The organism is Novosphingobium sp. BL-A-41-Hi4A-0G (genome assembly GCF_055521735.1).
Genome location: NZ_CM145501.1, coordinates 215,000 through 240,221, shown reverse-complemented (window position 1 = coordinate 240,221; position 25,222 = coordinate 215,000). Strand labels below are relative to the sequence as shown.

Below are 25,222 nucleotides of genomic sequence, written 5' to 3'. Positions count from 1 at the left end.
GTTTGCAAGGCAAAACCCTGTCAACAAACGCCAATCTGCCCATAAGGCGACTCCTCTCATCGGTGCCCGCACCGTCTGCGAGGAGCCGCCCCGAGGCAAGGCTCATGCGGCAAAGCGTGTGTCGGGGGAAAGCTGTCCTTCACCCCGAAAGCGGGCTCACATCGCCATGATGCGCTGCGCAAAAGGCTCCTCTTGCGCCGCCACGGCAGCCCATGCCGGGCGCGCCGTCACGCGGGCGTACCACGCCGCAGTCTTTGGACGTGCGGCCGGATCCACGCCATGGCCGACATAGGCGAGCGTGCGGAAGATCGAGGCGATCGAGATGTCGGCGATGCTGAAGGTTTCGCCCAGCAGCCAGCTCTGTTCGGGCGCGACCGATTCGAGCCAGTCCACCCAGCGTGGCAGTTCGGCCTCGCCCTGCAAGGCAACAGCCTCATCGCCGCCGACCTTCAGCAACTTTGGCCCGACCAGCCGGTTGAACAGGATCTTGAGGCCTGCAGCGCCGAGCACCGTATCGGCGAACTCGTCCCAGAACACTGCCTTGCCTCGCAGCTTCGAGTCATCCGGGATCAGGCGAGGCTCAGGATAATGCGCGTCGAGATAGACCGTGATGGCGGTCGAATCGGCAAGCTGGAAGCCATCGTCGTCAATCGCCGGGATCTTGCCCAAAGGGCTGCACGCGAGGAATTCGGGATCGGTGCTGCCCGGACCACCGCGTCCCAGATCGAAGGAAATGCCCTTTTCCGTAAGGACAACCGCCACCTTGCGGACAAACGGCGAAAGCATCGCGCCATAGAGCTTCATCGAAATTCTCCCATTCTATCGGACAGGTCCCTTGAAACCTTATTGCAGCGCCGCGCGCGCCCGTATAGGCGGGGCAGCGATGAGCGAACTTCCGAACAGCCACGCGACGACGCTGCTCGCCGCGCCCGACACCGAAATCGATGTCCGCGAGACCTTCGGCATCGACATCGACATGAAGGTTCCCGCGTTCAGCCGCGCAGACGAGCGCGTGCCTGATCGTGACGACACCTACGTGTTCGATCCGGACACCACGCTGGCGATCCTTGCAGGCTTTGCCTACAACCGTCGCGTTATGGTGCAGGGCTATCACGGCACCGGCAAGTCGACCCACATCGAACAGGTCGCCGCGCGCCTCAACTGGCCTTGCATCCGCATCAACCTCGATGCGCACATCAGCCGCATCGATCTCGTCGGTCGCGATGCCATCGTGCTGCGCGACGGGCTGCAGGTGACCGAGTTCCGCGAAGGCCTGCTGCCGTGGGCGCTCCAGACGCCAACCGCGCTCGTCTTTGACGAATACGATGCTGGCCGCCCGGACGTGATGTTCGTTATCCAGCGCGTGCTGGAAACCGAGGGCAAGCTCACGCTGCTCGACCAGAACCGCGTGATCCGCCCGAACCCCTACTTCCGCCTCTTTGCCACGGCCAACACCGTCGGTCTGGGCGATACCTCGGGCCTCTATCATGGCACGCAGGCGATCAATCAGGGCCAGATGGACCGCTGGAACCTCGTGGTCGCGCTGAACTATCTGGGCGAAGCGACCGAGGTCGAGATCGTCACCAAGAAGGTGCCGACGCTTGATCCCAAGATCGTCACCGACATGGTCCGCGTCGCCAACCTGACCCGACAGGGCTTCATCAATGGCGACATTTCGACCGTGATGAGCCCGCGCACGGTGATCAGCTGGGCGCAGAACAGCCAGATCTTCAACGATGTCGGCTTCTCGTTCCGCCTCTCGTTCCTCAACAAGTGCGACGAGACCGAACGCGTGCTGGTGGCAGAATACTACCAGCGGGTGTTCGGCAAGGACCTGCCTGAGAGCGTTGCGCACCGCGGCTGAGCAGCTTTGCCGCCGAGATCAAAAAGGCCCCCGTGTTCGCGGGGGCCTTTTTCGTTGAATCACCCGTTGGGCGTGATCAGGTATTTCTCTCCCGTCCGCCGCGCATTGTAGTCCACCGCCGCCTCGCGGGTCAGCGCCTGCTCAAGGGTGACTCGCGCCTTGTAGTTGCTGGCGAAGGTGGTGGTCAGTTCTGCCATCACCCGGCGGCGCATCTTGTCGACGACTTCGGCGCCGAGCCTGCCCATCCAAGGCGTCAGCAGCCAGCCCGAGACGTCCCAGTTGAAGCCGAAGTTGCGCGTCAGAATCGTCGGCGAAAGATCGAGCGCGCCGTAGATGAAGGCGTGCTTGGGGCTGTTCGAGCCATAACGGCTGTAGGCCGCGCCCGAGTTGGCGACCTGCTCCATCACTGTCAGTATCTGGCTGACGAGCTTTCCGCCGCCGATGGCGTCGAACGCCATGGTCGCCTTGGTCGCGCCGATCGCGGCAGCAAGGTCATCCAAGAAGCTGTCCTTCGAGCTATCGACAACATGCTCCGCGCCGATCCCCTGGAGGATCGCCACTTGCGCATCGTTGCGCACGATGTTGACCAGCGGAATGCCATCGGCCTGACAGATCTTGACCAGCATCTGCCCGAGGTTCGACGCCGCCGCCGTATGCACTAGCGCACTGTGGCCGAGATGGCGCATGGTCTCGGTAAAGCTCAGCGCCGTCAGCGGATTGACGAAAGCCGAAGCGCCCTGTTCTGCCGTCACACCCTCGGGCAGTTCTAGGCACATGCCCGCATCGGCCACGGCCAGCGTCGAATACATGCCGCCGGGGAAGCAGGTGACGCGCTTGCCGAGCAGGGCCTGCGCTTCAGGCGCATCCCCTGCCGCCACCACTGTCCCTGCGCCTTCGTTGCCGACCGGCATCGCCGCACCGTGGCGGGCGGCCATGGCGCGCACGGCAGGCTCTGGCATCCGCGCCACGATCTTGCCCGGCGAGAACTCTGCGTTCGTCACGTCGGCGGGGCCAAACAGCAGGCCGAGGTCGGAAGGATTGATCGGCGTCGCTTCAACCCGGATTACCACCTGCCGGCCTTCGGGCGCGGGCAGGGTATAGTCTTCAAGGGCGACGGTCAGGGTACCGTCGGGATCGAGCTGCGAGACGATGCGCTGGCCTTGAAGTTCGGTCATTCTTTACTCTCCGGGATATGTTGCCCGGACGAAGTATAGACCTTCCGACGGCGCGTTAAGTCCTAATTTGCTACGGTCTTTTGCCGCGAGGGCATGGCCCACCTGCGCCACGCTCCACATCCCCTGCCCGACCAGCGCGAGGCACCCGACCATCGAGCGCACCTGATGGTGCAGGAAGCTGCGCGCGGCCGCTTCGATGATCACCCGGTCACCCTCGCGCCGCACTTCCAGACGGTCGAGCGTCTTGACCGGGCTGGCCGACTGGCAATGCACGGAGCGGAACGTTGTGAAATCGTGGAGGCCTACCAGCGCCTGCGCGGCTTCGTGCATGGCTTCGTGATCGAGCGGCTTTGCGATCCGCCACGCCTTGCCAAGATCAAGCGTCAGCGGCGAGCGCCGGTTGATGATGCGGTACTCATAGGCGCGGCCTGTGCAGGAAAACCGGGCGTGCCAGTCCTCTGCCACTTCGACGCAATCCAGCACCGCAATCGGATGCCCCGCGATCCGCAGCCGCGCATTGACCGCCTCCATCATGCGAAAAGGATCGAATTCTCGCGAAAGATCGAAATGCGCCCTCATCCCCAGCGCATGGACGCCGGTATCCGTCCGCCCCGCCGCATGGACGACAACCGCTTCGCCAATGACGGACTCGACCGCCTCCTCAATCGCCTGCTGTACGCTGGGCCCATGCGATTGACGCTGGAAGCCCATGTAAGGACTGCCGTCCCATTCGAGAGTAAGCGCAAAACGCATCAGTCCAGCCGTGTCCCCGCCGCAATTGCGCGTCCGCGCAGAAGCGATGCCGCATCCATGGCCGGGCGCCCTGCGCGCTGAACGATGGTCGGACGGATTGCCCCGCTGCCACAGGCGATAGTCAGCGCGTCGTCCAGCGTTGCACCCGCCACGCCGCTCGCCTGAGCAACGTCCGCCGCCAGCACGCGATAACGCTCCCCCTCAAGCTCGAAGAACGCCCCCGGCGACGGCGCAAAGGCCCGCACCTGACGCTCGACGTCCACGGCGTCGCGGGTGAAGTCCAGACGGCTCTCCGCCTTGTCGATCTTGTGGGCATAAGTAACGCCCTCTTCCGGCTGCACCTCGGGCGGATAGTTTGCAAGGTCCGCCAGCACCTGCACCATCAGCGCTGCGCCCTTGGCGGCCAGTTCCACAGTCAGTTCGCCCGCCGTCTTGCCATCGACCGGCGTTTCCACCTTGGCCAGCATGGGCCCGGTGTCGAGGCCACGCTCCATCTGCATGATGGTAACGCCGGTCATCTCGTCACCTGCAAGGATCGCCCGCTGCACCGGCGCCGCGCCACGCCAACGCGGCAGGATCGAGCCGTGGACGTTGAGGCATCCCAACTTCGGTGCATCCAGCACCGCCTGCGGCAGGATCAACCCATAAGCGGCCACCGCCGCCACGTCGGCCCCAAGCGCGGCGAGCGCAGCCTGTTCATCCGCCCCTTTCAGTGAAACCGGCGTACGCACTTCGATGCCATGCGCCTCGGCCGCCAGATGCACCGGCGAGGGCTGCAGCTTCTTGCCACGCCCCGCAGGACGCGGCGGCTGGCTGTAGGTCGCGACGACCTCGTGCCCAGCAGCGACCAGCGCTTCCAGTGTCGGCACCGCGAAATCGGGCGTCCCCATGAAGATGATGCGCATAAGCTGTCTGCAAGGCCTTTCGTTTGTCGCCCCCGGCCCTATCTGTGCTGCCATGGCATCGCAAGAGATCGAGGCACTTTCCGGCGCACTGGCGCGCCTTCCCGGGCTCGGCCCCCGCTCGGCCCGCCGCGCCGTGCTGTGGCTGATCAAGCGGCGCGAGACAGCACTGCCGCAACTTCTGGCCGCCTTGACCCAAGTCCAGGACCTGCTGGTGGAATGCCAGACTTGCGGCAATGTCGACACCACCAACCCCTGCGGCATCTGCACCGACCCGCGCCGCGACCAGCGGTCGATCTGCGTGGTCGAGGAAGTGGCCGACCTGTGGGCGCTTGACCGTGCCCGTCTGTTCACCGGCAAGTACCACGTTCTGGGCGGCAGGCTTTCAGCGCTTGAAGGCGTACGCCCTGAAGACCTGACCATCGGTCAGTTGCTCGACCGGGTGAGCCAGGGCGGGATCGACGAAGTGGTGCTTGCAATGAACGCCACGCTCGAAGGCCAGACCACCGCGCATTACATTGCCGAACGGCTGGAGGACGCACCTGTCCGCGTCACGCAGCTCGCACACGGCCTGCCGGTCGGCGGCGAACTTGATTATCTTGATGAGGGCACGTTGGCGCAAGCGCTACGCGCGAGAAGGCCGGTAGCCTAACCGGCAGAACAACGCTTTCATCCCCCCTCCCGCAGGCGGGAGGGGCTGGGGGTGGGCATCCAGCGCCAGCACCAAAGCACCACACTTGCGACTCCCCCACACATTCCTTATCTGCCCTCCATGGCCATCCGCGAAATCATCGAAGTCCCCGACCCGCGCCTGAAGCAGGTCTCCGTCCCCGTCGAGAAGTTCGACGACGAGCTCAAGACGCTTGTCGAGGACATGTTCGAGACAATGTACGATGCTCCCGGCATCGGCCTCGCCGCGATTCAGGTGGGCGTGCCGCTGCGCGTGCTGGTAATCGATCTGCAGCCCGATGACCCCGAGGCCGAACCCGTCGCCTGCGATCACGATGGCCACCACCATCATCACCAGCCGACCAAGAAGGAACCGCGGGTCTTCATCAACCCCGAGATTCTCGATCCGTCCGAAGAGCACAGCCTCTATCAGGAAGGCTGCCTCTCTGTCCCCGAGATCTACGCCGAGGTCGAACGCCCCGCCCGCATCCGCGCCCGCTGGCAGGACCTCGAGGGCAACACGCACGAAGAGGACATGGACGGCCTGATGGCCACCTGCCTCCAGCACGAGATGGACCACCTCGAAGGCATCCTCTTCATCGACCACCTCTCGCGCCTGAAGCGCAGCATGGCGCTGAAGAAGCTCGAGAAGCTGCGCAAGGTGGCGTGAGGATTGTTGCGGACAAAACCCTTGCGTTCCCGCTCTGTTCATTTATTCTAGCCCGACATCGGCCACAAAATGGGCGGCTGATGTCGAATTAGGAATCGCTAGTTTCTGATTGCAACAAATCCTCTTCCGGCAAATCGTTGCCCTCCTAACGGAGCACGCGCGCAAGCCTGATAAATGGCAGTCATTTACCGCGACGACTGGTTTGGCCCACCACCACAGTCGGAGAGACGCCGTGAGAAATCGGCTATTTTCGCTGTGCTGGCAATTCGACGGTGTCCATTGGCTGATTTTGTCAGCACATGGAGGCATTCTCGCTTTCTCAATCCATGGATTTGAAAGTGAAGATGCAGCACTTCTCGACCTTCAAAGATATATTTGAAGGCCAACCAGACACAGCGGTCGGCGGGGTTTAACTCCGCCGACCGCTGTGGAAGCATCCGAGATTCCAAACGATGGAAGCTGCTCTTGCTATAATCACACTTGTTGTCGGAATCGCCGTCGGCTGGTTCTTCGGCTCGCGCCCCGTGGCTGAATGGCGCGCGCGGCATGATCAGCGCGATGCCGAAGCGAAGGCCCACGAAGGCACGGTCAAGGCGATGACGGTGGACCTTGCCGCCACGGCAGAGCGCACCAAAGGACTGGAAGCGAGCCTTGCCGAACTGCAGGACGTCCGCCGCCAGCGCGACGAGCTGGCCCCGGCACTAGCCGCCGCCCGCCAGAGTGCCGCCGATGCCGAGGTCGTCCGCGCCGAACTCGCCCGCGTGCGCGATGATCGCGAGGCTTTGCGCGCCGAGCTCGAACGGCTCAAGGCCGATGCCGAAAACTTTGCCGAACAGAAGCGCCTGCTGATTGAGGCGCAGGAAGCGCTGCGCAAGGAATTCGAGAACGCGGGCAACAAGGTTCTGGAAAAGGCGCAGGAAACCTTCCTCGCCCGCGCGCAGTCGCGCTTCGAGGAAAGCGAGAAGACCAGTGCCGAGCGGCTCAAGTCCCTGCTCGCCCCGGTCGACCAGCGGTTGAAGAGCTATGAAGAACAGGTCCAGAGCCTCGAAAAGCAGCGCGTTGATTCATTCGGCCAGCTGACCGGCCTGATCCAGTCGATGCGCGACGGGCAGGAAGCCGTCCGCGCCGCCGCTGCCCAGCTTGGCAACAGCTTGCGCAACGGCCCCAAGACGCGCGGCCGCTGGGGCGAACTGCAGCTGCGCAACGTGCTCGAACAGTGCGGCCTTGCCGAACATACCGATTTCGTGACCGAGCATTCGGTAGAGACCGACGAAGGACGGTTGCGCCCCGATGCCATTGTCCGCGTGCCTGGCAACAAGCTGCTGGTGATCGACGCCAAGGTATCCTTGAACGCCTATCAGGATGCCTTCGAGGCCGAGGACGACGATACCCGCAAGATCGCGCTCAACGCCCATGTCCAGTCGATGCGAAACCATATCCAGACGCTCGGCGCCAAGTCCTACCAGTCGCAGTTCGAGGAAGCACCGGACTACGTGCTGATGTTCGTCCCCGGTGAACACTTCATCGCCGCCGCCCTGGAACGTGACCCGACGTTGTGGGACTTCGCCTTCGAACGCCGCGTGCTCTTGGCTAGCCCGACGAACCTCGTCGCCATTGCCCGCACAGTGGCGCAAGTCTGGCGGCAGGACGGCCTGGCGCGCGAGGCGCGCGAAATCGGCAAGATGGGCGGCGAGCTTTATGATCGGCTTGCTGTCGCCGCGGAACACCTCAAGCGCGTCGGCAACGGGCTCGACAGTGCGGTTTCCAATTACAACAAGTTCGTCGGCAGCTTCGAACGTAACGTGCTTTCCGCAGGCCGACGCCTGAAGGACAAGCACATCGAAATCGGCAAGCGCGAGTTGGAGGAGGTGCCGCTCGTCGAAGCAGCCCCACGTTATGCTGAGGCGGAACCGGCAGCATTGGCACAGACTGCCAATGACGAAGGAGACGTTGCGGCGGAATGACGGTCAGCTTCGTCCCGCATCTGCTTGCCTTCGCCGCAGTGACGGTGCTGGCGGGTTGCGGGAGCGAGCCCCAGGCCTCGGCCAGTTCGCCTGCGCACGACAAGGCGGCAGCAAAACCAGTCGAGACGCCTCTGCCAACCAGCGAACCGGTTCCTGCACCAAGCGATCCTGCCCCCGTCGCATCAGCGACCTCGGACGCCGTCAGTTACGCCCCTCGCGATGATTGTGCCAAGGAACCGGGATGGCCCGCATTCCGCAATGCATTGGCGAGCGCCATCAAGAGTCGCGATGCACAAGCGCTGGCCAAGCTTGCCGCGCCTGACATCGCGCTCGACTACGGCGGCGGCAATGGCCCTGCCGAACTGATCAAGCGTCTGAACGATCCCGAAGCGAAACTCTGGCGGGAGCTTGACGCCATCCTGCCGCTCGGATGTGCGGTGCAGGGCGGGCTCGCGGCCATGCCATGGGTGTTCTGGAACGTGCCTGAAGACATCGACAGCTATAGCGCCATGCTTGTGCTCGGCGATGATACGCCGCTGCTGGACAAGGCGGGCGGAAAGCCGGTTGTCATGGCAGGTTGGACCATTGTGGGCATAGATCCGATGGACTTCGACACCGATGCCAAGGCCACGCGCGTGACCGCGCATGACGGGCACAAGGGATGGATCGAAACGCGCAAGTTGCGCAGCCTGCTCGACTATCGCCTGATTGCGGAGCCAAAGGACGGCCAATGGCAGATCACCGCCTTCATCGCAGGCGATTGATCAGCCCTCGGAAAGCTCCAGATCGAGCGCGTGTCCGCCCGAAACCAAGCGCAGGGTGGAGCCGCTGCGGCGCATTTCCGGCGCGGCGGAAAGCAGCGCGTTGACCGCCTCTTCCTGCTGCCAGACCGGACCTTCGCAAAACATCCGCGTGGCCATGAGAGGGCCGGCGATCAGCCGGGTTCCTTCGACGCGGTAGTCTCCGCCAATGCCATTGCAGCCCACATTGGCGCTCAGCCGTTCATCCTCGAACTTCAGGCTCGCGCGGCCGGGCGCGACAGGCGCTGCTCCGTCCACACGGGTGATGATCCAGTTCGTTCCGGCGAGCCCTGCTCTTTCCGACGGTGCAGTCGCACATCCGGCGAGGAGAGCCGAAGAAATCACGATAAGGGCCAGAGACTTGCGCATACAGGCACGATGCGCGCACGCGACTGAGCGTGGGATTAACCGGCAGATCCGTTATCGTTCATCAAGCGTGGCAAGCACTTCGTAAGCCAGCACTGCGCCTGCCACGGCAGCATTCAGACTGTCTGCCCGGCCCTTCATCGGCATCGTCACGCGCAAGTCGCAAGCCATCTCGTAGTCCTCAGGCAGCCCGCGCGATTCGTTGCCGACCATGATGAAGCACGGAGCCGCGTAAGGGGCACCGCGATAGGGCACAGCCTCGCGCAGGGACGCCGCCACCAGTTGCCCCTCGCCCTCGCGCAGCCAGCCGATGAATTCGTCCCACCGCGCCTGTGCCAACCGCTCGGTGAAGATCGCGCCCATGCTCGCCCGAACAGCCTCGACCGAGAACGGATCGACGCAATCGTCGATCAGGATCAGCCCTCCAGCCCCAACTGCATCGGCAGTCCGAAGCATCGTACCGAGATTGCCCGGATCGCGCATTGCGTGGGCGACCAGCCAGACCGGCGCGGCATTGCGGTCGATAAGTCGTATCGAGGTGTCCCACTCGGCAAACACCCCCGCCACAGCCTGAGGGTTTTCCTTGCCGGTCACTTTAGAGAGAATGTCGAGCGGCAGTTCGATCACCTCACCACCGCTGCGCACCACGTCTGCCTCAAGCTCGTCGAGCAGCGGATGCCCCTCGCGCCCTTGCGCCATCAGCAGTATCTCGGGCAACCGACCGCCCTCACGCGCATCCGTCAGCAGGCGCAGGCCTTCCGCCAGGAACTTGTGCTCGCGCCGCCGGTGCTTCTTCTCGCGCAGGCTGCGGACGAACTTTACCGTCGGGTTGGAGTAACCGGTGATGATCTTGCGCGTCATGCCGCTCCCATGGGGCAGAGCGGTGTGCGCGGCAAGGGGATCAATCCTCGCCGAAGCCGTCCTTGATCAGCCCGGTCAGCTTCATCAGGATCGCATCGGCCTCGCCTTCAGGCCCCGCAACGACGACGTCCACCGTATCGCCCTTGGCCGCGCCGAGCATCATCAGGCCGAGGATGGAACCCCCGGCAGCGTCCGTCCCGTCCTTTGCCACCGTCACATCAAAGCCATCGGGCAGCTTGGCGACTGCATTCACGAACTTTGCGCTGGCCCGCGCATGGAGGCCGCGCTGGTTGACGATCGTCACCGTTTCGCGGGTGACGTAACCCTGTTCTGCCATCTCACGCGTCCTGTCCCAGAAACTCGGAAGCGATCGTTATGTAGTTCCGCCCCGCATCGCGCGCAGCGGCTGTCGCTTCCTTGACGCCCATGCAATTGCGAGCCTTGGCCAGACGGATCAGCATGGGCAGGTTGATCCCGGCAATCACTTCGATGCGTCCCGCCTGCATCAGCGAGATCGCGAGGTTGGAGGGCGTCCCACCGAACAGGTCGGTCAGGATGATCACGCCCTCGCCGCTGTCGACGCGCTTGATGGCGTCGGCGATTTCCTTCCGGCGCTTCTCCATGTCGTCGTTGGGGCCGATGCAGACGCCGATCACGTCGCTTTGTCGACCGACGACATGCTCCATCGCATGGATGAACTCGTCGGCAAGAGCGCCGTGGGTAACCAGAATGAGACCGATCATGTAAGGGGCAGGCTCCGAAGTGCGGCCGGACACTGTGCGCTATCCGCGATGAACGCGAGATTTGCGCAAGTGCGGGGCACGCAAGACGACTGGGAATCGAAATGCATGGCTTCCAGTGCTGCCCCGCCCAATGGTGTTCTTCCCCGCTTGATCAATGCTTCTGGCCCTCAAGCAGGTCAGCCGCACGTGATGCGAGGTTGCGATGCAGCAATGTGGGTGAAAATCCCGCCTCGCGCAAGGCGGAAGCGATCTGCTCGGCCATGAACACCGAACGGTGCCGCCCGCCGGTGCAGCCGAAGGCGACGTGGACATAGGCCTTTCCCTGCGCCTGGTAGCGCGGAAGCAGGAGCAACAGGAGGTCGTGAATCCGGTCAAAAGCCTCGGAAAATGCTGGATCCTGCCGGATATAATCCCCCACAGGTGCGTCCTGTCCGGTCTGCGGACGCAGGTCGTCCACCCAGTGCGGATTTGCCAGAAACCGCATGTCGAACACGAGGTCGGCAAGGGGCGGGGTGCCGCGCGAAAAGCCGAAACTGCTGATCGTCAGCGTCGTCGGCGCAGGGGTTTCCTCGCCGAACTGCGCGCGAATCGCCTGCTGCAGATCGTTCGCGGTGAAGCTGGTGGTGGAGATGACGAGGTCCGCCCAGCGCCGCAGCGGCTCGAGCAGTTCGCGCTCGGCGGCAATGCCAGTGGCCGCCGGCTTGTCCTCGCTCATCGGGTGGCGGCGACGGGTCTCGTTGTAACGCCGCTCCAGTTCCGCCCCACCGCAGTCCAGAAACAAAGTCGTGACCTGCAGATCCTTGCGCTGCGACAGCTTCTTGACGAGCTGGATCGTCCGCGCCGGATCGAAGCCTCGGGTGCGCGTATCGAAGCCGATCGCCATGGGCGTGCCGGCTTCCATCCGCGCCGAGCCCGGTTCGGTCTCGAGCAGGCGGTCAAGCAGACGGATCGGGAAGTTGTCGACCGCTTCCCAGCCAAGGTCCTCGAGCGTGCGCAGCGCAGTCGTCTTGCCCGCCCCGAGCAAGCCGGTGACGAGAAGGATGCGCTGCGGGCCAGAATCCGAGAGGCTTGAGTCTTGCGCCATTGCCCGTTTGCTTTGCGCCTTTGCAGCGCGGTTGGAAAGTCCGCAGAAAGGCCGTGTCCCCAATCAGGAAGTCGTCAACCCATAACGGTCAAGCGCCAGTTCAGTTCGAAGCGCAAGCACTGGGCTATCGGGCCAAAGCCGAACCTGCGGCAGGACAACGCCATCGATCTCGAGCACATCGGCGGCCTCGATGAAGCGCGGGGCTTCGCGATCAAGCAGAACCGCGAGCGCTACCGGAACAGGGGCAGACACTGGGAATTCGAGCAGACCGAGATTGCGCACTTCCAGCTTGCCCGTGATGTTCGGATGGGGCGCGGCGAACACTTGTCCTGCCCGCACCTCGATCATGACTCCGTCGTCGCCCACAAGCATGGCGCCGCGGTCGATCAAGGCCAGCGCGAGGCTCGACTTGCCGATGCCCGAGGGTCCGCAAATCAGCACGCCTCGCCCGCCAATCGCGACGCAACTTGCCTGCAGAGGACGGCTCATTCCTCGTCCTCCTCTATCGCCAGTGGCAGGCTGAGCAGGACATAGGCACCCGCCCTGCCATCAGGCCGGTCATGGATGGTCAGCGTGCCGTCGTGCGCCTCGGCAATGGTGCGGGCAATTGCCAGGCCCAGACCACTGTGCGCGCCGAACGCCTCCTCTGCCGGGCGGACCGAATGAAACCGCTCGAACACTTTCTCGCGCTCGACCACCGGAACGCCGGGGCCCTCGTCGGCCACGGCGATATGCGCGCTGTCCGCGTCCCCCCAGACTGTGAGGTCCACCACCCCGCCCGGTGGCGAAAACGATACGGCGTTGTCGAGAAGGTTTTCGAGGACGCGTTCCAACCGCGCAGCGTCGCCGGGTACGATCGTAAGGCCGCCATTGCGCCGGAGCCTGATCGGCGCGGCAGGGTTTGCCCGCACGTCGCGCGCGCCAACGACCTGGGAGGCGAGTCCGGCAAGATCGACCGGCTCAAACGTTGCACGGCTGAGTTCGGCGTCGATGCGGCTGGCATCGGCGATCTCGGTGATCAGGCGGTCGATCCGCTGCACGTCATGCGCTGCGATGTCGGATAGCTGCCGCCGCAACGCCGGATCGTCGACCCGCTCCATCGTTTCAAGCGCGCTCGACAATGACGCCAGCGGATTCTTGAGCTCGTGCGCAACATCGGCGGCAAAGGTCTCAACCGCGTCTATGCGCTGACGCAGCGCCGTGGTCATGTCCGAGACCGCGCGGGCAAGCAGGCCGATCTCGTCACCACGATCCGGCAGGCGCGGCACGACCACCTCGCGCTCACGCCCAAGCCGCACGCGCACGGCGGCACGCACCAGTGCCCGCAGCGGCTGGACGATGGTCCGCGCAAGGAACAGCGAGAGCTGCACCGACAGCAGCAGCGCGATGCCGATGATGATCACCAGCGTCTGGCGTGCATCACGCACCGATTGCGTCACGTCGAGTGCGTTGCGCAGGGTCAGCAGCACCTCGCCCTTGTCGCCAACCGGCGTGGCCGCCGTTATCACGGGCGTGCGGTCAAGCGCATAGCGCAGGAACACTTCGGTGCGGCGCGATGTCCGCGCAGCCTTGATCTCCGGCCAGCTACCCGCGGGCAGTTCGGACGTATCGCTGTAGCGCTCCACCGTCGGCGCGTTGACGATGAAGTCTACCCCGCGGTCGAGCAATCGGGCAGCCTTCTGGTACCAGGGCTCGCTCTCGGGATCGATCAGCGCGAACGAGGGCGGCGCCAGCGCAAAGCTGTCTGCCTGCAACCGACTTTCGGCGTCATAGAGGCGCAGGCGCAGGACCTGGTCGGTGCCGATCCGCGCAATCAGCTCCTTGCGCTGCGCCATGCTTGCCCCATCGAGTGCATCGGCGGCGATCTCCGCCTCGGCCCGCGCCAGCTTGAAGCGTTCCTCGATCAGCTGGGCGCGGTAGCTGTCGAGATAGAAGAAGCCGCCCGCAAGCAATGCCAGCGCAATAACGTTCACGAAGAGAATGCGGGTGGTGAGGGAGACGCCGCGAATGCGCCACAGCTGCCTCAGCCGCCGCCGCCCGGAGCCGCCGGTGCTCCTCGCTACCGGGGTTGCAGAGTCACTCGTCGGCAAAACTGTAGCCTGCACCGTAGAGCGTTTCGATCGCACCGAAGCGAGGGTCCACCGCACGGAATTTGCGGCGCAGACGCTTGATGTGGCTGTCGATGGTACGGTCATCGACGAAGACATCGTCATGATAGGCCGCGTCCATCAGCTGGTTGCGCGTCTTGACCACGCCCGGCCGTATCGCGAGCGCTTCGAGAATCATGAACTCGGTAACCGTCAATGAAACCGCCTCGCCATCCCACGTCACGGCATGGCGTGCCGGGTCCATGACGAGGCGGCCGCGCCGGATCGGCTCGGGCAAAGGCTCGCCGTCCGGCTCCTGCTCCTCGGCCTCTCGCCGGACGATATCGCTGCGGCGCAGTATGGCCTTGATGCGCGCAACCAGCAGGCGCTGGCTGAAGGGCTTGGCGATGTAGTCGTCCGCGCCCATCGACAGGCCCAGCGCCTCATCGGCCTCGTCGTCCTTGCTGGTCAGGAAGATGACCGGGAGATCGCTCTTCTCACGCAGGCGGCGGAGCAGTTCGAGCCCGTCCATGCGGGGCATCTTGATATCGCACACCGCAAGATCGGGCGGATTGTCGAGCAGCGCCTTCAGCGCCGTGTCGCCATCATTGTAGAGCCGCGTCGCAAAACCTTCAGTCTGCAGGGCAATCGAAACAGTTGTTAGTATGTTGCGATCGTCGTCGACCAGCGCGATCGTGCGCGGGGCAGCGATGGCGTCGGTGCGTGGCGATTGCGGGCTGACCATGGTTTCGAGCGATACCGACCCTGCACAGACCTTGCAACTTCCGGGACAGAATGCGCTGCGCCGCAGCATTTTCCAGTTGCACAGGATGCAACTGAGTGCGCAAAAAAACTTCGTTGCAGCGTGTCATTTGACGCAGCAAAGCGGGGTGACTATGCGCAGATCGAGAATCAGCGCATTCGTATTCGCAATCCGTGCGCGAAGGGACAAATTCCTGTCCGGAGCGCCGCCAACGGGAGGCCCGACGTGTCCGATACCAGCCTGAACGTGTCCCTTGCCAGCCAGGGCTTCCCTGAACCGGCGGAACTGTTCGCCAACCTCGGCACTGCGCCACTGGTCGAGCATGCGGTCCGCAATGGCGAAGGCCTGCTTTGCGTCGACGGTCCGCTCGTGGTCGAAACCGGCAAGCACACGGGCCGCTCGGCCAAGGACAAGTTCATCGTCCGCGATGCCGAGACCGAGAACACCGTGTGGTGGGGCAAGACCAACGTCGCGATGACGCCTGAGCACTTCGCCAACCTCAAGGCCGATTTCATCGCCGCACTGGGCGGCAAGGACCGCCTCTACGTGGCTGACCTGTTCGGCGGCTCGCAGCCCGAACATCGCGTCAATGTGCGCGTGATCAACGAATTCGCCTGGCACAACCTGTTCATCCGCACGCTGCTGGTTCGTCCGACCACCGAAGAGCTCGCTTCGTTCGTGCCCGAATACACCATCATCGACCTGCCGAGCTTCCGCGCCGATCCGGAACGCCATGGCAGCCGCAGCGAAACCGTGGTCGCGGTCAACTTCACTGAGAAGCTGATCCTGATCGGCGGCACCGCCTACGCCGGCGAGATGAAGAAGTCGGTCTTCGGCATCCTCAACTACCTGCTGCCGGTCAAGGGCGTCATGCCGATGCACTGCTCGGCCAACGTCGGCCCCGATGGCAAGACCGCCGTGTTCTTCGGTCTCTCGGGCACCGGCAAGACCACGCTTTCGGCTGACGCTTCGCGCACGCTGATCGGTGACGACGAGCATGGCTGGTCCGACACCGCCGTGTTCAACTTCGAAGGCGGCTGCTACGCCAAGATGATCCGCCTCTCGGCCGAGGCCGAACCCGAAATCTTCGCCACGACCAAGCGTTTCGGCACCGTGCTCGAAAACGTCGTGATCGACCCCGTCACCCGCACGATCGACCTCGACGACAACAGCCTCGCTGAAAACAGCCGCGGCTCCTACCCGATCGACTTCATCCCGAACTGCTCGGAGAAGAACCTCGGCCCGGTCCCGGCCAACCTGATCTTCCTCACCGCCGACGCCTATGGCGTGCTGCCTCCGATCGCGCGCCTCACGCCCGATCAGGCAATGTATCACTTCCTCTCGGGTTACACCGCCCGCGTCGCCGGTACCGAAATCGGCGTGACCGAGCCGGAAGCCACCTTCTCGACCTGCTTCGGCGCGCCGTTCATGCCGCGCCACCCGTCGGTCTATGGCAACCTCCTCAAGGAGCGCATCGCCAAGGGCGGCGTAAAGTGCTGGCTGGTCAACACTGGCTGGTCGGGCGGCAAGGCCACGCAGGAAGGCATCAAGCGCATGCCGATCAAGGCCACCCGCGCTCTGCTCAATGCCGCGCTCGATGGCAGCCTCAACAGCGCGACCTTCAAGAAGGACGCGAACTTCGGCTTCGAAGTTCCGGTTGAAGTTCCGGGCGTCGACACCAAGCTCCTCGATCCGCGCGGCGCCTGGGCCGATGGCGAGGAATACGACAAGACTGCGCAGGAACTCGTGCGCAAGTTCGTCGACAACTTCCAGCAGTTTGCCGAGCACGTCGACCAGTCGGTCCGCGATGCGGCTCCGGTCGCGGCCTGATTGCCGCCTGACCATTGCTGAAACGCTGCGGGGCTCCTTCGGGAGCCCCGTTTCGTTTCAGGCCTGCCGATCAGTCAAGATCAACGTAGTGCCCGTGGACCCACCCGGTCTTGCTCGGCTTGCCCGCCGCATCGAGCACGGTCACCTCCAGCCATGAACCGTTGGCACCGATTGGCAGAACCTTGGTGCCGTCGGCCAGCAACTGCACCACGGCGTTGTTCGTGCCCGGGCCACTGCGCAGATTGAGCCCGCCGGGCGAGCGGATCACGCCCGTGTTCGGGCCGTCGTCATCCCGTCCGCCAAGCACGCGCTGGCGGAACCGCACCATGTCGAAGGCCGGACCCGGATCGGACTTGCGCACCGGGGCGATATCGTCATGCCCGACGATCTCGGCAATCGGATAGACAGCGCGCAAAGCCCGCACCAGCGCCACGGTCGCTTCGAACTGCGCATCGGGATAGGCCTCCCAGCCAATCGGCGTGCGCGAGCCATCGGGGTTGCCATTGCGGTGCACGGCCATGACCACATTGTCGACCCTTTGCCCTGCTGCATTGCACCAGCCATTGGCCCCGCCGCGCAGGGCGCCCCAGTTGGCGATCTCGATGCCGATGGAGTGCTTGTTGAGCCCGACGATGTCGCGCCAGGTCGACTTGCCCGCATGCCACGCCACTTCGCCGAAGTTCACGCACTGGATGATCGTGCCGTCCCGGTCGATCACCACATGGGCAGACGAATTGGTGTTGTCCTTGCTCGCAAACCAGTTGGCCGATGACGCCGCCGATCCGCCCGCGGTGAAATGGATCACCACAATCTTCGGAGGCGCAGGGAATGCCCCGCCGGTGTTTTTAGAGCGGATCTGCCGCACCGGATTGTTGCTGTCGGCAAGAATCCCGTTCTTGATCGAGTAAGCCATACCCCACGCCTCCATCGCCGTCTGACGGGAGCATCCTACGTAAATCCACGCAGGAATCTGTGTGAGACATCACCAGACCGGCGCGAAAAGCTCAGGCGAAGAGTGCGCTGTCCTTGAGCAGGTTGTAGGCCTCGACCACTTCCTGCAGTCGCCCCTCATGCGTGCGATCGCCGCCGTTGCGGTCGGGATGGTACTTGCGCACCAGTTCGGAGTAACTCCGCCGCAGCTGCCGCCTGTCGGCATCATAGGCAAGGTGCAACGCGTCATAGGCCTTGCGCTCGTCCGGACTGATCCCGCGCCGCGCCGCCTCGGCAGCCTTCTGGTGATCGGCCCGCCGCGCGCTCGCTCGCCGGGCAATGGCTTCCAGCGGATCGTCGAAGTCCGCCCAGCGCGGCGCCTGATCGATCCCCGCATCGGCACGGAACGCCCGCGTCTCGCGCTCCCAGCCTGCCAGCGGCGATTGCGCCTTGAGGATTTCCTCAGGCGTCATCCCGGCAAAGAAATCGTAGCCCGAATTGAACTGGCGCACATGATCGAGGCAGAACCAGCGATAGTCGCCCGGCCCGTCGAATCCGGACGAGCGCACGCCCGGCGCGCGGAATTCGCCCGGCTCGTCGCAGCCGGGGGCATTGCAGATACGCCCCGTACCCTGGACGCGACCGTGGAACTTGTCATTTCGCATGTGCTGTCCACATGGCGATGAAGTCGCTAGAAGAAAAGCCATGACCGGACCAATCGCACAGGAAATCGAACGGCTTCTGACCGAAGCCCTCACCCCCACCCACCTCGCCGTGATCAACGACAGCGCCAGCCACTCGGGCCACATGGGCGACGATGGCACCGGCGAATCGCACTTCACTGTCGAGATCGAAAGCGCGGCCTTCACCGGACAATCGCGCCTCAACCGTCAGCGCATGGTCAACAAGGCGCTGGGCGACCTCCCCGGCCAGCGCGTCCACGCCCTCGCGATCAAGGCCAAAGCCCCAGGTGAGTAATCCGCGCCGCATCCGCCGCGCGGCCCGCATCCTCCTGCTCGACGAGCAAGACCGCCTCCTCCTCATCCGCTTCGCCCCGGCGGACCGTCGCCCGTTCTGGTGCGGCGTCGGCGGTGAATGCGATCCGGGCGAAGAGTTCCACGTCGCTGCGGTACGCGAACTGTTCGAAGAGACCGGTCTCGTGGTGGACAGCTGCGGCCCCGAACTGGCCCGCCGAGCAGACGATTACCTGACGCTCGAAGGCGAACCGATCACTTCGGACGAACGCTTCTTCCGCGTCCGCACGACCAGCTTTACGCCCGACAGTTCCGGCCACACCCAGATCGAGCGCGAACTTATCAAGGAATTTCGCTGGTTTACCCGCGCAGAACTGGCAGACTGGCATGAACCGGTGTTCCCGGTGAACCTGCTTGAACTGCTCGATCTCGAGGCTGAGGCATGACCGATCCGATCATCCAGACCATCACCCCCGTCGCCCACGATCTCGGCGCTTTCGAGGTCCGCCGCGCCATCCCCTCGCGCCAGCGCACGATGATCGGCCCGTTCATCTTTGTCGACCAGTTCGGCCCCGCGCACTTGCCCGCAGGTTCAGCGATGGACGTGCGCCCCCACCCGCACATCAACCTCGCCACCGTGACGTGGCTGTTTGAAGGCGCGATCGACCACCGCGACAGCCTCGGCTCCTTCGCCACGATCCGCCCCGGCCAGGTCAACCTGATGACCGCAGGCAGCGGCATCGTCCATTCGGAGCGTTCGCCCGAAACCGAGCGTCCCGGCGGCCCGCACCTCTACGGCATGCAGACCTGGCTCGTCCTGCCCGATGGCAAGGAGGAAATCGCCCCCGCCTTTGAACAGGTCACCGCCCTGCCGCTGGTCGAGGACGTCTGCGTCAGCGCCCGCGTGATCATGGGCACCCTCTGGGGCCAGACCGCGCCGACCACCCAGCACGCCGCCACGATCTACGCCGAGATACTCCTCGCGCCGGGCGGCTCCCTGCCCATCGACGCAGAGGCGGACGAACGTGCCGTCATGCTCGTCGGCGGCGAAGCCAGCATCGACGGACATACCCTCGCCCTCTACGACCTCGTCGTCCTCGCCCCCGGCGCCGTCCTGAAACTCCAATCCGAAACCGGCGGCCGCGTGATGCTCATGGGCGGCGAGGCCTTCACCACCAAACGCCACGTCTGGTGGAACTTCGTCAGCTCCAGCCGCGACCGCATCAACCAGGCCAAGGCAGACTGGCAGGAAGGCCGCTTTCCGAAAGTGCCGGGGGACGAGGCAGAGTTCATCCCGCTGCCCAAGGTGGCCACGACAGTAAGCTATCCTTGAGATTCAAACCGCGTGGTTCCCCCACTTATCGTTTCGTCATTGCTTCACTTCGCTTGCAAGCACGACGCCAAGACAGATCATCACCCCTTCCCTATCCCGCCAAACCCTGACACCATGCCCTTAATGGGTCGGTTAAGACCTGATCCTTTGGGGAGAGCAGGCGAATGGCGTTTTCTGGGCAAGTCGTGTGGATCACCGGAGCGTCGTCGGGCATCGGCGCGGCACTGGCACGGGCGCTTTCGGCACAAGGGGCGCAGCTGATCCTGTCAGGACGCAATGAAGCTGCACTCCGCGAAGTCGCGGCGCAATGCGGTGAGGCGCTCGTCCTGCCCTTCGAGGCGACCGATTATGAAGCCGCCGCCCGTGCTGCCAATCAGGCGTGGGGCTGGAAGGGCCATGTCGACATGCTGGTCAACAACGCCGGCATCTCGCAGCGCTCGCTTGCGGTGGACACTGCCTTCCCCGTCTACGAACGAATTGTCGCGGTCGATCTGCTGGCCCCCATCGCTCTGACGCAGGCTCTGCTGCCACGTATGGCTGCGCGCAAGTCCGGGCGGATCGTCATGGTCTCGAGCATCGCCGGCAAGGTCGGCTCTCCGATGCGGACGGGCTACAGCGCAGCCAAGTTCGGGCTGTTCGGCTATTCCGATGCCTTGCGCGCGGAAGTCGCAGGCCTCGGCATCCAGGTCCACGTGATAGCTCCCGGCTCGATCCGCACCGACGTTTCGCGCAACGCCATCACCGCTGACGGATCGCGGCGCGGGATCAGCGATGCGGTGATCGAGAAGGGCCTCGATCCCGACGTGGCCGCGCGCCAGATGCTCGACGCCATCGCTGCGGGCGAACGCGAAATCATCATGGGCGAGGGCATGGAACGGGAAATCGGCGAACTGCGCCGCACCCCCGATGCCCTGCACGATCGCATGGCCGAGGTCGTCGCGGCAGGCTATGCTCAGAGGATGGACGAGGGAGCCCCTGAATGACTGATCTGCAACGCGTTACGCTCGCAAGCGGCATCGAACTCGATGTGCTGGACATCGGGCCGAAAGACGCTCCCACCCTGATCTTCCTTCACGGCTTCCCCGAAAGCCATCGCACCTGGCGCCACCAGATCGCGCACCTTTCCTCCCGCTTCCGTTGCATCGCGCCCGACCAGCGCGGCTATCGCGGCTCGTCCAAGCCGGAGGGAGTCGAAAACTATACGCCCGACAAGCTGATCGGCGATATTTTCCAGCTCGCCGATGCACTGGGCGTCCAGCAGTTCACTATTCTCGGTCATGACTGGGGTGGCGCAATCGCCTGGGGCGTCGCCCTGCTTGGCCAGGGTACGCGCGTCACCCGCGCCGTCATCGCCAATGCCCCTCACCCGGTGATCTTCCCACGCCTGCTCTGGACCGACCGCCAGCAGCGCGAGGCGAGCCAGTACATGCGCGCCTTCCGCGACACCGCCAACGACGCCATGGTGCGCGAACACGGCCTCGGCGCACTGCTGGCCCAGGCGCTCAAATGGGAGCGTGCGCCCACCATGGAGGAGGAAGAGCGGGCCGCCCTGTTCAAGGACTGGTCGAATCCCGATGCCGCCATCGCCATGCTCAATTGGTATCGCGCCAGCCCCATGGCGGTCCCGCCGATGGACGCGCCTTTCGCACTGCCCGAAGGTTATCAGGATGCTCCGGTGCCACCGCTGCAGATCCCGGCGCTGGTGATCTGGGCGATGGACGACATGGCCCTGCCGCCGTGCAACCTCGATGGCATGGACAAGCTGGTCACCAGTCTTACCCTCGAAAAAGTCCACGATTGCGGCCACTTCGTGCCTTGGGAAGCGCCAGATGCGGTCAACGCAGCGCTCGACCGTTTTCTGGGCTAGCTCCCGAACCACTCCACCCAGGCACCATGGGCGTGTGCGGTGCCGAGCAGCACCGGCTCCGCGCCGTCGGGCCAGTAGCGCACCGTCAGTTCGTGGCGGAAAGTCTGGCGATTGGTTTCCAGCATGACCCAAGCCAGCCGCCTCGAGGCATCGGCCCTGGCGCCTGCCTCGGCCATTTCGGCTTCGATCCGCGCACGGGTTTCGGGCGGAAGGTATTGCCAGACGATCGAATGGAAGAACACGCGGGTGGTGTTTTCCTCCTGCGCCGCGGCGATGCACTCGGCAACGAAATCTGCCGCATCCATCTGCACCAGATCGGGCGCCTTCTGCCCCGCCAGCGCAATCGCCGCATCGATCCGCCCGATCCGTTCTGTCACTTCGGCCCAGACATAGGACTTCAGACGCAGCGCCTGTTCCGGATCGGCAAGGTTCATCGGCGCGCGGTCACACCCGCGAATGGCGGTGATCTCAACCGGCGCTTGCGGAGGCGGAGGCGCGCGCCACTCCGGCACGATCCGCATCGGCGAATCCACAGGCCCCGCCGTCGTCCCGCCAAGATCGAAGAAGAACCGCTCCATCATCGTGTTGACGCCAGCACTCGCGCCAAGCTCGTTGAGTTCGAAGCGCGGTCCCACTTTGCCCGAGAGCAACAGCAACGCCGCCATGATCGAGGCCGAGCGCCCCGCCTCGTTGGTCTGCGGCGGACCATCGAGCCATGGCAGGAGGTCCGCGTCATGGTCTTGCGTCACAGCCAAGACCAGCGCGTCCACTTCGGCCTGATCGGTCACCTCGCCGCGATAGACCGGCTCCAACCGGCGGTCCTTGCCAGTCAGCACAAGGTTGTGATGTCCGCCCGAAAGCCGCAGCGGCAACGCGTCCTCAAGCGGCCTTCCCGGCCACGCTGCGATTCGCTTGCCGACCTCGGTCGCGCCATCCAGCAGCCGCAATTGCGCTCGCACCACCCGGCCTGTGCAGGGCGCACCATTGTTCGTGGCATGATCCGCCTGCCATTCTATGGCCTTTGCGACCTCTTCGATCTCCATGATCGGGTTCATTCGGTTGCCCTTTGCGCCGTGCTGCCATAAGGGCGGCGGGTTATGTCCACCGCCGCACCGCTCGTTTTCGCCCTGCCCAAGGGCCGCATCCTCGACGAGGCCCTGCCTCTGCTCGAGAAGGCCGGGATCGTGCCCGAGGCCGATTTCTTTAACAAGGCCTCGCGCGCCCTCTCCTTCGCCACCAACCGGCCAGACGTGAAGATCATCCGCGTCCGCGCTTTCGACGTGGCGACCTTCGTGGCGCATGGGGCGGCGCATGCGGGCATCGTAGGGTCGGACGTGATCGACGAATTCGATTACGCAGACCTCTATGCGCCGGTCGATCTCGACATCGGACACTGCCGTCTGTCGGTCGCCGAACCGGTAGAGTTGGTGGAGAGTTGTGCCTCTGCCCGCGAGAGTCATGCCAGAGTTGCCACCAAGTACCCGAACCTGACACGCCGCCACTTCGAGAAGCTTGGCGTGCAGGCAGAGGTCGTAAAACTCAATGGTGCCATGGAGTTGGCCCCCTCTCTGGGCCTTGCCAGCCGCATTGTTGACCTCGTATCGACGGGGCGGACGCTCAAGGAGAATGGTCTGGTCGAAACCAGCCAGATCCTCCCCGTCTCGGCCCGCCTGATCGTCAACCGCGCCGCCCTGAAGACCGACAGCGCCCGCCTCGGCGCGCTGGTCGATGCCTTCCGCGAGATGGTCGCTGCAAGGAAGGCCGCCTGATGCTGCGCCTGAAATCCAGCGAACCCGGCTTCGCCAAGGCCTTCGCCCGCCTCGTCAAGGACCGCCGCGAGAGCGACGAGAACGTCGCGCGCGATGTGCAGACGATCATCGAAGACGTGCGCCTGAGGGGCGACGAGGCATTGGCCGAATACACCGCCAAGTTCGACGGCCACACTCCGGCAGACGACGACTGGCGCATTTCGCCCGAGGCCTGCCGCGACGCGTTTGACGCGCTGAAGCCCGATCTTCGCGCCGCGCTCGAACTCGCAGCCCAGCGCATTCGCGATTACCACCGCGCGCAACTGCCTGAAAACCGGGACTATACGGACGAGAGCGGCATGCGCCTCGGTGCGCGTTGGAGCGCGGTGGACGGCGCGGGGCTTTATGTTCCGGGCGGCCGCGCGGCCTACCCGTCCTCACTGCTGATGAACGCCATTCCCGCCAAGGTTGCGGGTGTCGAGCGCCTCGTCGTCGTGACGCCAACTCCCAAAGGTGAGGCCAATCCGCTGGTTCTGGCCGCCGCGCACCTTGCCGGAGCCGACGAAGTCTGGCGCGTGGGCGGGGCGCAGGCCGTGGCGGCGCTTGCCTATGGAACCAAGCGAATAAAGCCGGTCGACGTGATCACCGGCCCCGGCAATGCCTGGGTGGCCGAAGCCAAGCGCCAGCTCTTCGGCATTGTCGGCATCGACATGGTGGCAGGGCCTTCCGAAATCCTCGTGATTGCGGATGCAAAGAACGACCCGCAGTGGATCGCCGCCGACCTGCTCAGCCAGGCCGAGCATGATCCGGTGGCCCAGTCGATCCTCATCACCGACGATGCGGCCTTTGCCGATCAGGTGGCGGACATGGTCGGCGTCGAGATCGCGATGTTGCCGACGGCCAAGGTCGCCAAGGCCAGCTGGGACGATTACGGCGTGATCATCGTCGTGGATTCGCTCGACGAAGCCCCCGCGCTTGCCAATGCGCTGGCCGCAGAACACGTCGAGATCGCGACCGACAGTCCGCAGGCGCTGTTCGACAAGATCCGCCATGCAGGCTCCGTTTTCCTCGGCCGCATGACCCCCGAAGCGGTCGGTGACTACGTTGCCGGACCGAACCACGTCCTGCCCACCGGGCGCCGCGCGCGCTTTTCCTCGGGCCTTTCCGTTCTGGATTTCATGAAACGCACCAGCTTTATCGAGGCGACTGACGCCGCGCTTGCCGCCGTCGGCCCCGCCGCCATTGCCCTTGCCGAGGCCGAGGGGCTTGCCGCCCACGCCCGGTCCATCGAAGTGAGGCTCGGGCTATGACGCAGATATCGGGCAAGGCCCGCGCCGCCTCGCGGCTTGCCGCCGTGCAGGCGCTCTACCAGATCGACATGGAGCAGACGCCGCTGACCGTCCTGCTCGACGAATTCCACCAGCACCGGCTGGGCGCTGAGATCGAAGAGGTGGAATACCTCAAGGCCGATGTCGTCTTCTTCGACGACGTCGTGAAGGGCGTCGACGCGCGTCGCAACGAGATCGACCTGATGCTCTCGGCCAAGCTTGCCAAGGGCTGGTCGCTCGCCCGCCTCGACAAGACCATGCTGCAGATCCTGCGCGCCGGGTCCTACGAACTGATGGCGCGCAAGGATGTGGCCGTCGCGACGGTGATCACCGAGTATGTCGACGTGGCCCACGCCTTCTTCGAGGAGCGCGAGGCGAAGTTCGTCAACGGCGTGCTCGATGCCGTGGCGAAGGACGTGCGGTAGGTTGAGAATCCTCCCTGTTTTCGCGGAGCGCAAGCGGGGAGGTGGCATTCGCGGCAGCGAATGACGGAGGGGTGGCAGCCTCTCCA

29 protein-coding genes are annotated in these 25,222 nt (G+C 64.5%); 14 read left to right on the top strand and 15 right to left on the bottom strand.

Features of this window, described 5'->3' with window-relative positions:
• Positions 1 to 156: 156 nt before the first annotated feature.
• The gene (locus tag ACZ1JX_RS01260) at positions 157 to 804 is read right to left on the bottom strand and encodes a glutathione S-transferase family protein (protein ID WP_465125023.1); all 648 of its coding nucleotides are present in this window, start codon (positions 802 to 804) and stop codon (positions 157 to 159) included.
• 79 nt (positions 805 to 883) lie between these two features.
• Here ACZ1JX_RS01260 and cobS point away from each other — a divergent pair, with 79 nt between their 5' ends.
• A complete protein-coding gene (gene cobS, locus ACZ1JX_RS01255) occupies positions 884 to 1,864 on the top strand; it encodes a cobaltochelatase subunit CobS (RefSeq protein ID WP_465125022.1) in 981 nt (326 codons plus the stop codon).
• Between the two features lie 59 nt (positions 1,865 to 1,923).
• Here cobS and ACZ1JX_RS01250 read toward each other — a convergent pair whose 3' ends face one another.
• The 3 genes from ACZ1JX_RS01250 to fmt are packed head-to-tail and all read right to left on the bottom strand — an operon-like array spanning position 1,924 to position 4,697.
• Entirely contained in the window at positions 1,924 to 3,039 is a 1,116-nt protein-coding gene (locus ACZ1JX_RS01250; protein WP_465125021.1) for a zinc-binding dehydrogenase, read from the bottom strand.
• Positions 3,040 to 3,042: 3 nt separating this feature from the next.
• The gene (gene truA, locus ACZ1JX_RS01245) at positions 3,043 to 3,795 is read right to left on the bottom strand and encodes a tRNA pseudouridine(38-40) synthase TruA (RefSeq protein ID WP_465126330.1); all 753 of its coding nucleotides are present in this window, start codon (positions 3,793 to 3,795) and stop codon (positions 3,043 to 3,045) included.
• On the bottom strand, positions 3,792 to 4,697 hold the full coding sequence (gene fmt / locus ACZ1JX_RS01240; protein ID WP_465125020.1) for a methionyl-tRNA formyltransferase: 906 nt from the start codon (positions 4,695 to 4,697) through the stop codon (positions 3,792 to 3,794). Before fmt ends, truA begins: the two co-directional genes overlap by 4 nt.
• 52 nt (positions 4,698 to 4,749) lie before the next feature.
• On the opposite strand from fmt, the gene recR reads away from it, so the two are divergent.
• The 4 genes from recR to ACZ1JX_RS01220 all read left to right on the top strand — a co-directional run bounded on the left by recR (position 4,750) and on the right by ACZ1JX_RS01220 (position 8,761).
• Positions 4,750 to 5,346 (top strand): recombination mediator RecR, encoded by a 597-nt coding sequence (gene recR, locus ACZ1JX_RS01235; RefSeq protein WP_465125019.1) that lies wholly within the window; start codon positions 4,750 to 4,752, stop codon positions 5,344 to 5,346.
• A 120-nt stretch (positions 5,347 to 5,466) separates the two neighbouring features.
• Positions 5,467 to 6,033 carry a peptide deformylase gene (def, locus tag ACZ1JX_RS01230; protein WP_465125018.1) on the top strand — a complete coding sequence of 189 codons (567 nt, stop codon included), beginning with the start codon at positions 5,467 to 5,469 and terminating at the stop codon, positions 6,031 to 6,033.
• A 452-nt stretch (positions 6,034 to 6,485) separates the two neighbouring features.
• Complete coding sequence (locus tag ACZ1JX_RS01225) at positions 6,486 to 7,997, top strand: DNA recombination protein RmuC (RefSeq protein ID WP_465125017.1); 1,512 nt, start codon at positions 6,486 to 6,488, stop codon at positions 7,995 to 7,997.
• Positions 7,994 to 8,761, top strand: a complete 768-nt coding sequence (locus ACZ1JX_RS01220; protein ID WP_465125016.1) for a hypothetical protein — start codon at positions 7,994 to 7,996, stop codon at positions 8,759 to 8,761. The genes ACZ1JX_RS01225 and ACZ1JX_RS01220 overlap by 4 nt, the downstream gene beginning before the upstream one ends.
• Here ACZ1JX_RS01220 and ACZ1JX_RS01215 read toward each other — a convergent pair whose 3' ends face one another.
• The 8 genes from ACZ1JX_RS01215 to ACZ1JX_RS01180 all read right to left on the bottom strand — a co-directional run bounded on the left by ACZ1JX_RS01215 (position 8,762) and on the right by ACZ1JX_RS01180 (position 14,683).
• On the bottom strand, positions 8,762 to 9,142 hold the full coding sequence (locus ACZ1JX_RS01215) for an META domain-containing protein (RefSeq protein ID WP_465125015.1): 381 nt from the start codon (positions 9,140 to 9,142) through the stop codon (positions 8,762 to 8,764).
• Between the two features lie 75 nt (positions 9,143 to 9,217).
• The gene (locus tag ACZ1JX_RS01210; protein ID WP_465125014.1) at positions 9,218 to 10,024 is read right to left on the bottom strand and encodes a TrmH family RNA methyltransferase; all 807 of its coding nucleotides are present in this window, start codon (positions 10,022 to 10,024) and stop codon (positions 9,218 to 9,220) included.
• A 40-nt stretch (positions 10,025 to 10,064) separates the two neighbouring features.
• On the bottom strand, positions 10,065 to 10,361 hold the full coding sequence (locus ACZ1JX_RS01205; RefSeq protein WP_144902396.1) for an HPr family phosphocarrier protein: 297 nt from the start codon (positions 10,359 to 10,361) through the stop codon (positions 10,065 to 10,067).
• 1 nt (position 10,362) lies between these two features.
• On the bottom strand, positions 10,363 to 10,767 hold the full coding sequence (locus ACZ1JX_RS01200; protein ID WP_465125013.1) for a PTS sugar transporter subunit IIA: 405 nt from the start codon (positions 10,765 to 10,767) through the stop codon (positions 10,363 to 10,365).
• A gap of 151 nt (positions 10,768 to 10,918) precedes the next feature.
• Positions 10,919 to 11,851, bottom strand: a complete 933-nt coding sequence (gene rapZ, locus ACZ1JX_RS01195; protein ID WP_465125012.1) for an RNase adapter RapZ — start codon at positions 11,849 to 11,851, stop codon at positions 10,919 to 10,921.
• 63 nt (positions 11,852 to 11,914) lie between these two features.
• Entirely contained in the window at positions 11,915 to 12,340 is a 426-nt protein-coding gene (locus ACZ1JX_RS01190; protein ID WP_465125011.1) for an HPr kinase/phosphorylase, read from the bottom strand.
• The gene (locus ACZ1JX_RS01185; protein ID WP_465126329.1) at positions 12,337 to 13,941 is read right to left on the bottom strand and encodes a sensor histidine kinase; all 1,605 of its coding nucleotides are present in this window, start codon (positions 13,939 to 13,941) and stop codon (positions 12,337 to 12,339) included. The genes ACZ1JX_RS01190 and ACZ1JX_RS01185 overlap by 4 nt, the downstream gene beginning before the upstream one ends.
• A complete protein-coding gene (locus ACZ1JX_RS01180; protein ID WP_465126328.1) occupies positions 13,928 to 14,683 on the bottom strand; it encodes a response regulator transcription factor in 756 nt (251 codons plus the stop codon). The genes ACZ1JX_RS01185 and ACZ1JX_RS01180 overlap by 14 nt, the downstream gene beginning before the upstream one ends.
• A 243-nt stretch (positions 14,684 to 14,926) precedes the next feature.
• On the opposite strand from ACZ1JX_RS01180, the gene ACZ1JX_RS01175 reads away from it, so the two are divergent.
• Entirely contained in the window at positions 14,927 to 16,531 is a 1,605-nt protein-coding gene (locus ACZ1JX_RS01175) for a phosphoenolpyruvate carboxykinase (protein ID WP_465125010.1), read from the top strand.
• A gap of 70 nt (positions 16,532 to 16,601) precedes the next feature.
• Here the strand turns inward: ACZ1JX_RS01175 and ACZ1JX_RS01170 are convergent, their stop codons facing one another.
• Complete coding sequence (locus ACZ1JX_RS01170; RefSeq protein WP_465125009.1) at positions 16,602 to 17,444, bottom strand: N-acetylmuramoyl-L-alanine amidase; 843 nt, start codon at positions 17,442 to 17,444, stop codon at positions 16,602 to 16,604.
• Positions 17,445 to 17,535: 91 nt separating this feature from the next.
• Positions 17,536 to 18,126 carry a J domain-containing protein gene (locus tag ACZ1JX_RS01165; protein WP_465125008.1) on the bottom strand — a complete coding sequence of 197 codons (591 nt, stop codon included), beginning with the start codon at positions 18,124 to 18,126 and terminating at the stop codon, positions 17,536 to 17,538.
• Positions 18,127 to 18,166: 40 nt separating this feature from the next.
• Here ACZ1JX_RS01165 and ACZ1JX_RS01160 point away from each other — a divergent pair, with 40 nt between their 5' ends.
• From ACZ1JX_RS01160 to ACZ1JX_RS01140, 5 genes are all read left to right on the top strand, one after another.
• The gene (locus tag ACZ1JX_RS01160) at positions 18,167 to 18,439 is read left to right on the top strand and encodes a BolA family protein (protein WP_465125007.1); all 273 of its coding nucleotides are present in this window, start codon (positions 18,167 to 18,169) and stop codon (positions 18,437 to 18,439) included.
• Complete coding sequence (locus ACZ1JX_RS01155; protein ID WP_465125006.1) at positions 18,432 to 18,881, top strand: NUDIX hydrolase; 450 nt, start codon at positions 18,432 to 18,434, stop codon at positions 18,879 to 18,881. The genes ACZ1JX_RS01160 and ACZ1JX_RS01155 overlap by 8 nt, the downstream gene beginning before the upstream one ends.
• Entirely contained in the window at positions 18,878 to 19,768 is an 891-nt protein-coding gene (locus ACZ1JX_RS01150) for a pirin family protein (protein WP_465125005.1), read from the top strand. The genes ACZ1JX_RS01155 and ACZ1JX_RS01150 overlap by 4 nt, the downstream gene beginning before the upstream one ends.
• Positions 19,769 to 19,932: 164 nt before the next feature.
• Positions 19,933 to 20,751 carry an SDR family NAD(P)-dependent oxidoreductase gene (locus ACZ1JX_RS01145; protein WP_465125004.1) on the top strand — a complete coding sequence of 273 codons (819 nt, stop codon included), beginning with the start codon at positions 19,933 to 19,935 and terminating at the stop codon, positions 20,749 to 20,751.
• On the top strand, positions 20,748 to 21,635 hold the full coding sequence (locus ACZ1JX_RS01140; protein WP_465125003.1) for an alpha/beta fold hydrolase: 888 nt from the start codon (positions 20,748 to 20,750) through the stop codon (positions 21,633 to 21,635). The genes ACZ1JX_RS01145 and ACZ1JX_RS01140 overlap by 4 nt, the downstream gene beginning before the upstream one ends.
• Here ACZ1JX_RS01140 and ACZ1JX_RS01135 read toward each other — a convergent pair.
• Positions 21,632 to 22,678 (bottom strand): DUF2332 domain-containing protein, encoded by a 1,047-nt coding sequence (locus tag ACZ1JX_RS01135; protein ID WP_465125002.1) that lies wholly within the window; start codon positions 22,676 to 22,678, stop codon positions 21,632 to 21,634. The genes ACZ1JX_RS01140 and ACZ1JX_RS01135 overlap by 4 nt on opposite strands.
• A 54-nt stretch (positions 22,679 to 22,732) precedes the next feature.
• Between ACZ1JX_RS01135 and hisG the strand changes: the two genes are divergently transcribed.
• From hisG to nusB, 3 genes are read left to right on the top strand one after another with little or no spacing between them, the layout of a single operon-like run.
• Positions 22,733 to 23,404 (top strand): ATP phosphoribosyltransferase, encoded by a 672-nt coding sequence (gene hisG, locus ACZ1JX_RS01130; RefSeq protein ID WP_465125001.1) that lies wholly within the window; start codon positions 22,733 to 22,735, stop codon positions 23,402 to 23,404.
• The gene (gene hisD / locus ACZ1JX_RS01125) at positions 23,404 to 24,693 is read left to right on the top strand and encodes a histidinol dehydrogenase (protein ID WP_465125000.1); all 1,290 of its coding nucleotides are present in this window, start codon (positions 23,404 to 23,406) and stop codon (positions 24,691 to 24,693) included. The genes hisG and hisD overlap by 1 nt, the downstream gene beginning before the upstream one ends.
• Positions 24,690 to 25,136, top strand: a complete 447-nt coding sequence (gene nusB / locus ACZ1JX_RS01120; protein WP_465124999.1) for a transcription antitermination factor NusB — start codon at positions 24,690 to 24,692, stop codon at positions 25,134 to 25,136. Before hisD ends, nusB begins: the two co-directional genes overlap by 4 nt.
• Positions 25,137 to 25,222: the final 86 nt, after the last annotated feature.

Bases quoted from the DNA above. Each gene is read 5' to 3' on its own strand.
- ACZ1JX_RS01260 (WP_465125023.1), bottom strand. From the start codon at position 804: ATGAAGCTCTATGGCGCGATGCTTTCGCCGTTTGTCCGCAAGGTGGCG.
- cobS (WP_465125022.1), top strand. From the start codon at position 884: ATGAGCGAACTTCCGAACAGCCACGCGACGACGCTGCTCGCCGCGCCC.
- ACZ1JX_RS01250 (WP_465125021.1), bottom strand. From the start codon at position 3,039: ATGACCGAACTTCAAGGCCAGCGCATCGTCTCGCAGCTCGATCCCGAC.
- fmt (WP_465125020.1), bottom strand. From the start codon at position 4,697: ATGCGCATCATCTTCATGGGGACGCCCGATTTCGCGGTGCCGACACTG.
- recR (WP_465125019.1), top strand. From the start codon at position 4,750: ATGGCATCGCAAGAGATCGAGGCACTTTCCGGCGCACTGGCGCGCCTT.
- def (WP_465125018.1), top strand. From the start codon at position 5,467: ATGGCCATCCGCGAAATCATCGAAGTCCCCGACCCGCGCCTGAAGCAG.
- ACZ1JX_RS01225 (WP_465125017.1), top strand. From the start codon at position 6,486: ATGGAAGCTGCTCTTGCTATAATCACACTTGTTGTCGGAATCGCCGTC.
- ACZ1JX_RS01220 (WP_465125016.1), top strand. From the start codon at position 7,994: ATGACGGTCAGCTTCGTCCCGCATCTGCTTGCCTTCGCCGCAGTGACG.
- ACZ1JX_RS01210 (WP_465125014.1), bottom strand. From the start codon at position 10,024: ATGACGCGCAAGATCATCACCGGTTACTCCAACCCGACGGTAAAGTTC.
- ACZ1JX_RS01205 (WP_144902396.1), bottom strand. From the start codon at position 10,361: ATGGCAGAACAGGGTTACGTCACCCGCGAAACGGTGACGATCGTCAAC.
- ACZ1JX_RS01200 (WP_465125013.1), bottom strand. From the start codon at position 10,767: ATGATCGGTCTCATTCTGGTTACCCACGGCGCTCTTGCCGACGAGTTC.
- rapZ (WP_465125012.1), bottom strand. From the start codon at position 11,851: ATGGCGCAAGACTCAAGCCTCTCGGATTCTGGCCCGCAGCGCATCCTT.
- ACZ1JX_RS01190 (WP_465125011.1), bottom strand. From the start codon at position 12,340: ATGAGCCGTCCTCTGCAGGCAAGTTGCGTCGCGATTGGCGGGCGAGGC.
- ACZ1JX_RS01180 (WP_465126328.1), bottom strand. From the start codon at position 14,683: ATGGTCAGCCCGCAATCGCCACGCACCGACGCCATCGCTGCCCCGCGC.
- ACZ1JX_RS01170 (WP_465125009.1), bottom strand. From the start codon at position 17,444: ATGGCTTACTCGATCAAGAACGGGATTCTTGCCGACAGCAACAATCCG.
- ACZ1JX_RS01165 (WP_465125008.1), bottom strand. From the start codon at position 18,126: ATGCGAAATGACAAGTTCCACGGTCGCGTCCAGGGTACGGGGCGTATC.
- ACZ1JX_RS01160 (WP_465125007.1), top strand. From the start codon at position 18,167: ATGACCGGACCAATCGCACAGGAAATCGAACGGCTTCTGACCGAAGCC.
- ACZ1JX_RS01150 (WP_465125005.1), top strand. From the start codon at position 18,878: ATGACCGATCCGATCATCCAGACCATCACCCCCGTCGCCCACGATCTC.
- ACZ1JX_RS01145 (WP_465125004.1), top strand. From the start codon at position 19,933: ATGGCGTTTTCTGGGCAAGTCGTGTGGATCACCGGAGCGTCGTCGGGC.
- ACZ1JX_RS01140 (WP_465125003.1), top strand. From the start codon at position 20,748: ATGACTGATCTGCAACGCGTTACGCTCGCAAGCGGCATCGAACTCGAT.
- ACZ1JX_RS01135 (WP_465125002.1), bottom strand. From the start codon at position 22,678: ATGGAGATCGAAGAGGTCGCAAAGGCCATAGAATGGCAGGCGGATCAT.
- hisG (WP_465125001.1), top strand. From the start codon at position 22,733: ATGTCCACCGCCGCACCGCTCGTTTTCGCCCTGCCCAAGGGCCGCATC.
- hisD (WP_465125000.1), top strand. From the start codon at position 23,404: ATGCTGCGCCTGAAATCCAGCGAACCCGGCTTCGCCAAGGCCTTCGCC.
- nusB (WP_465124999.1), top strand. From the start codon at position 24,690: ATGACGCAGATATCGGGCAAGGCCCGCGCCGCCTCGCGGCTTGCCGCC.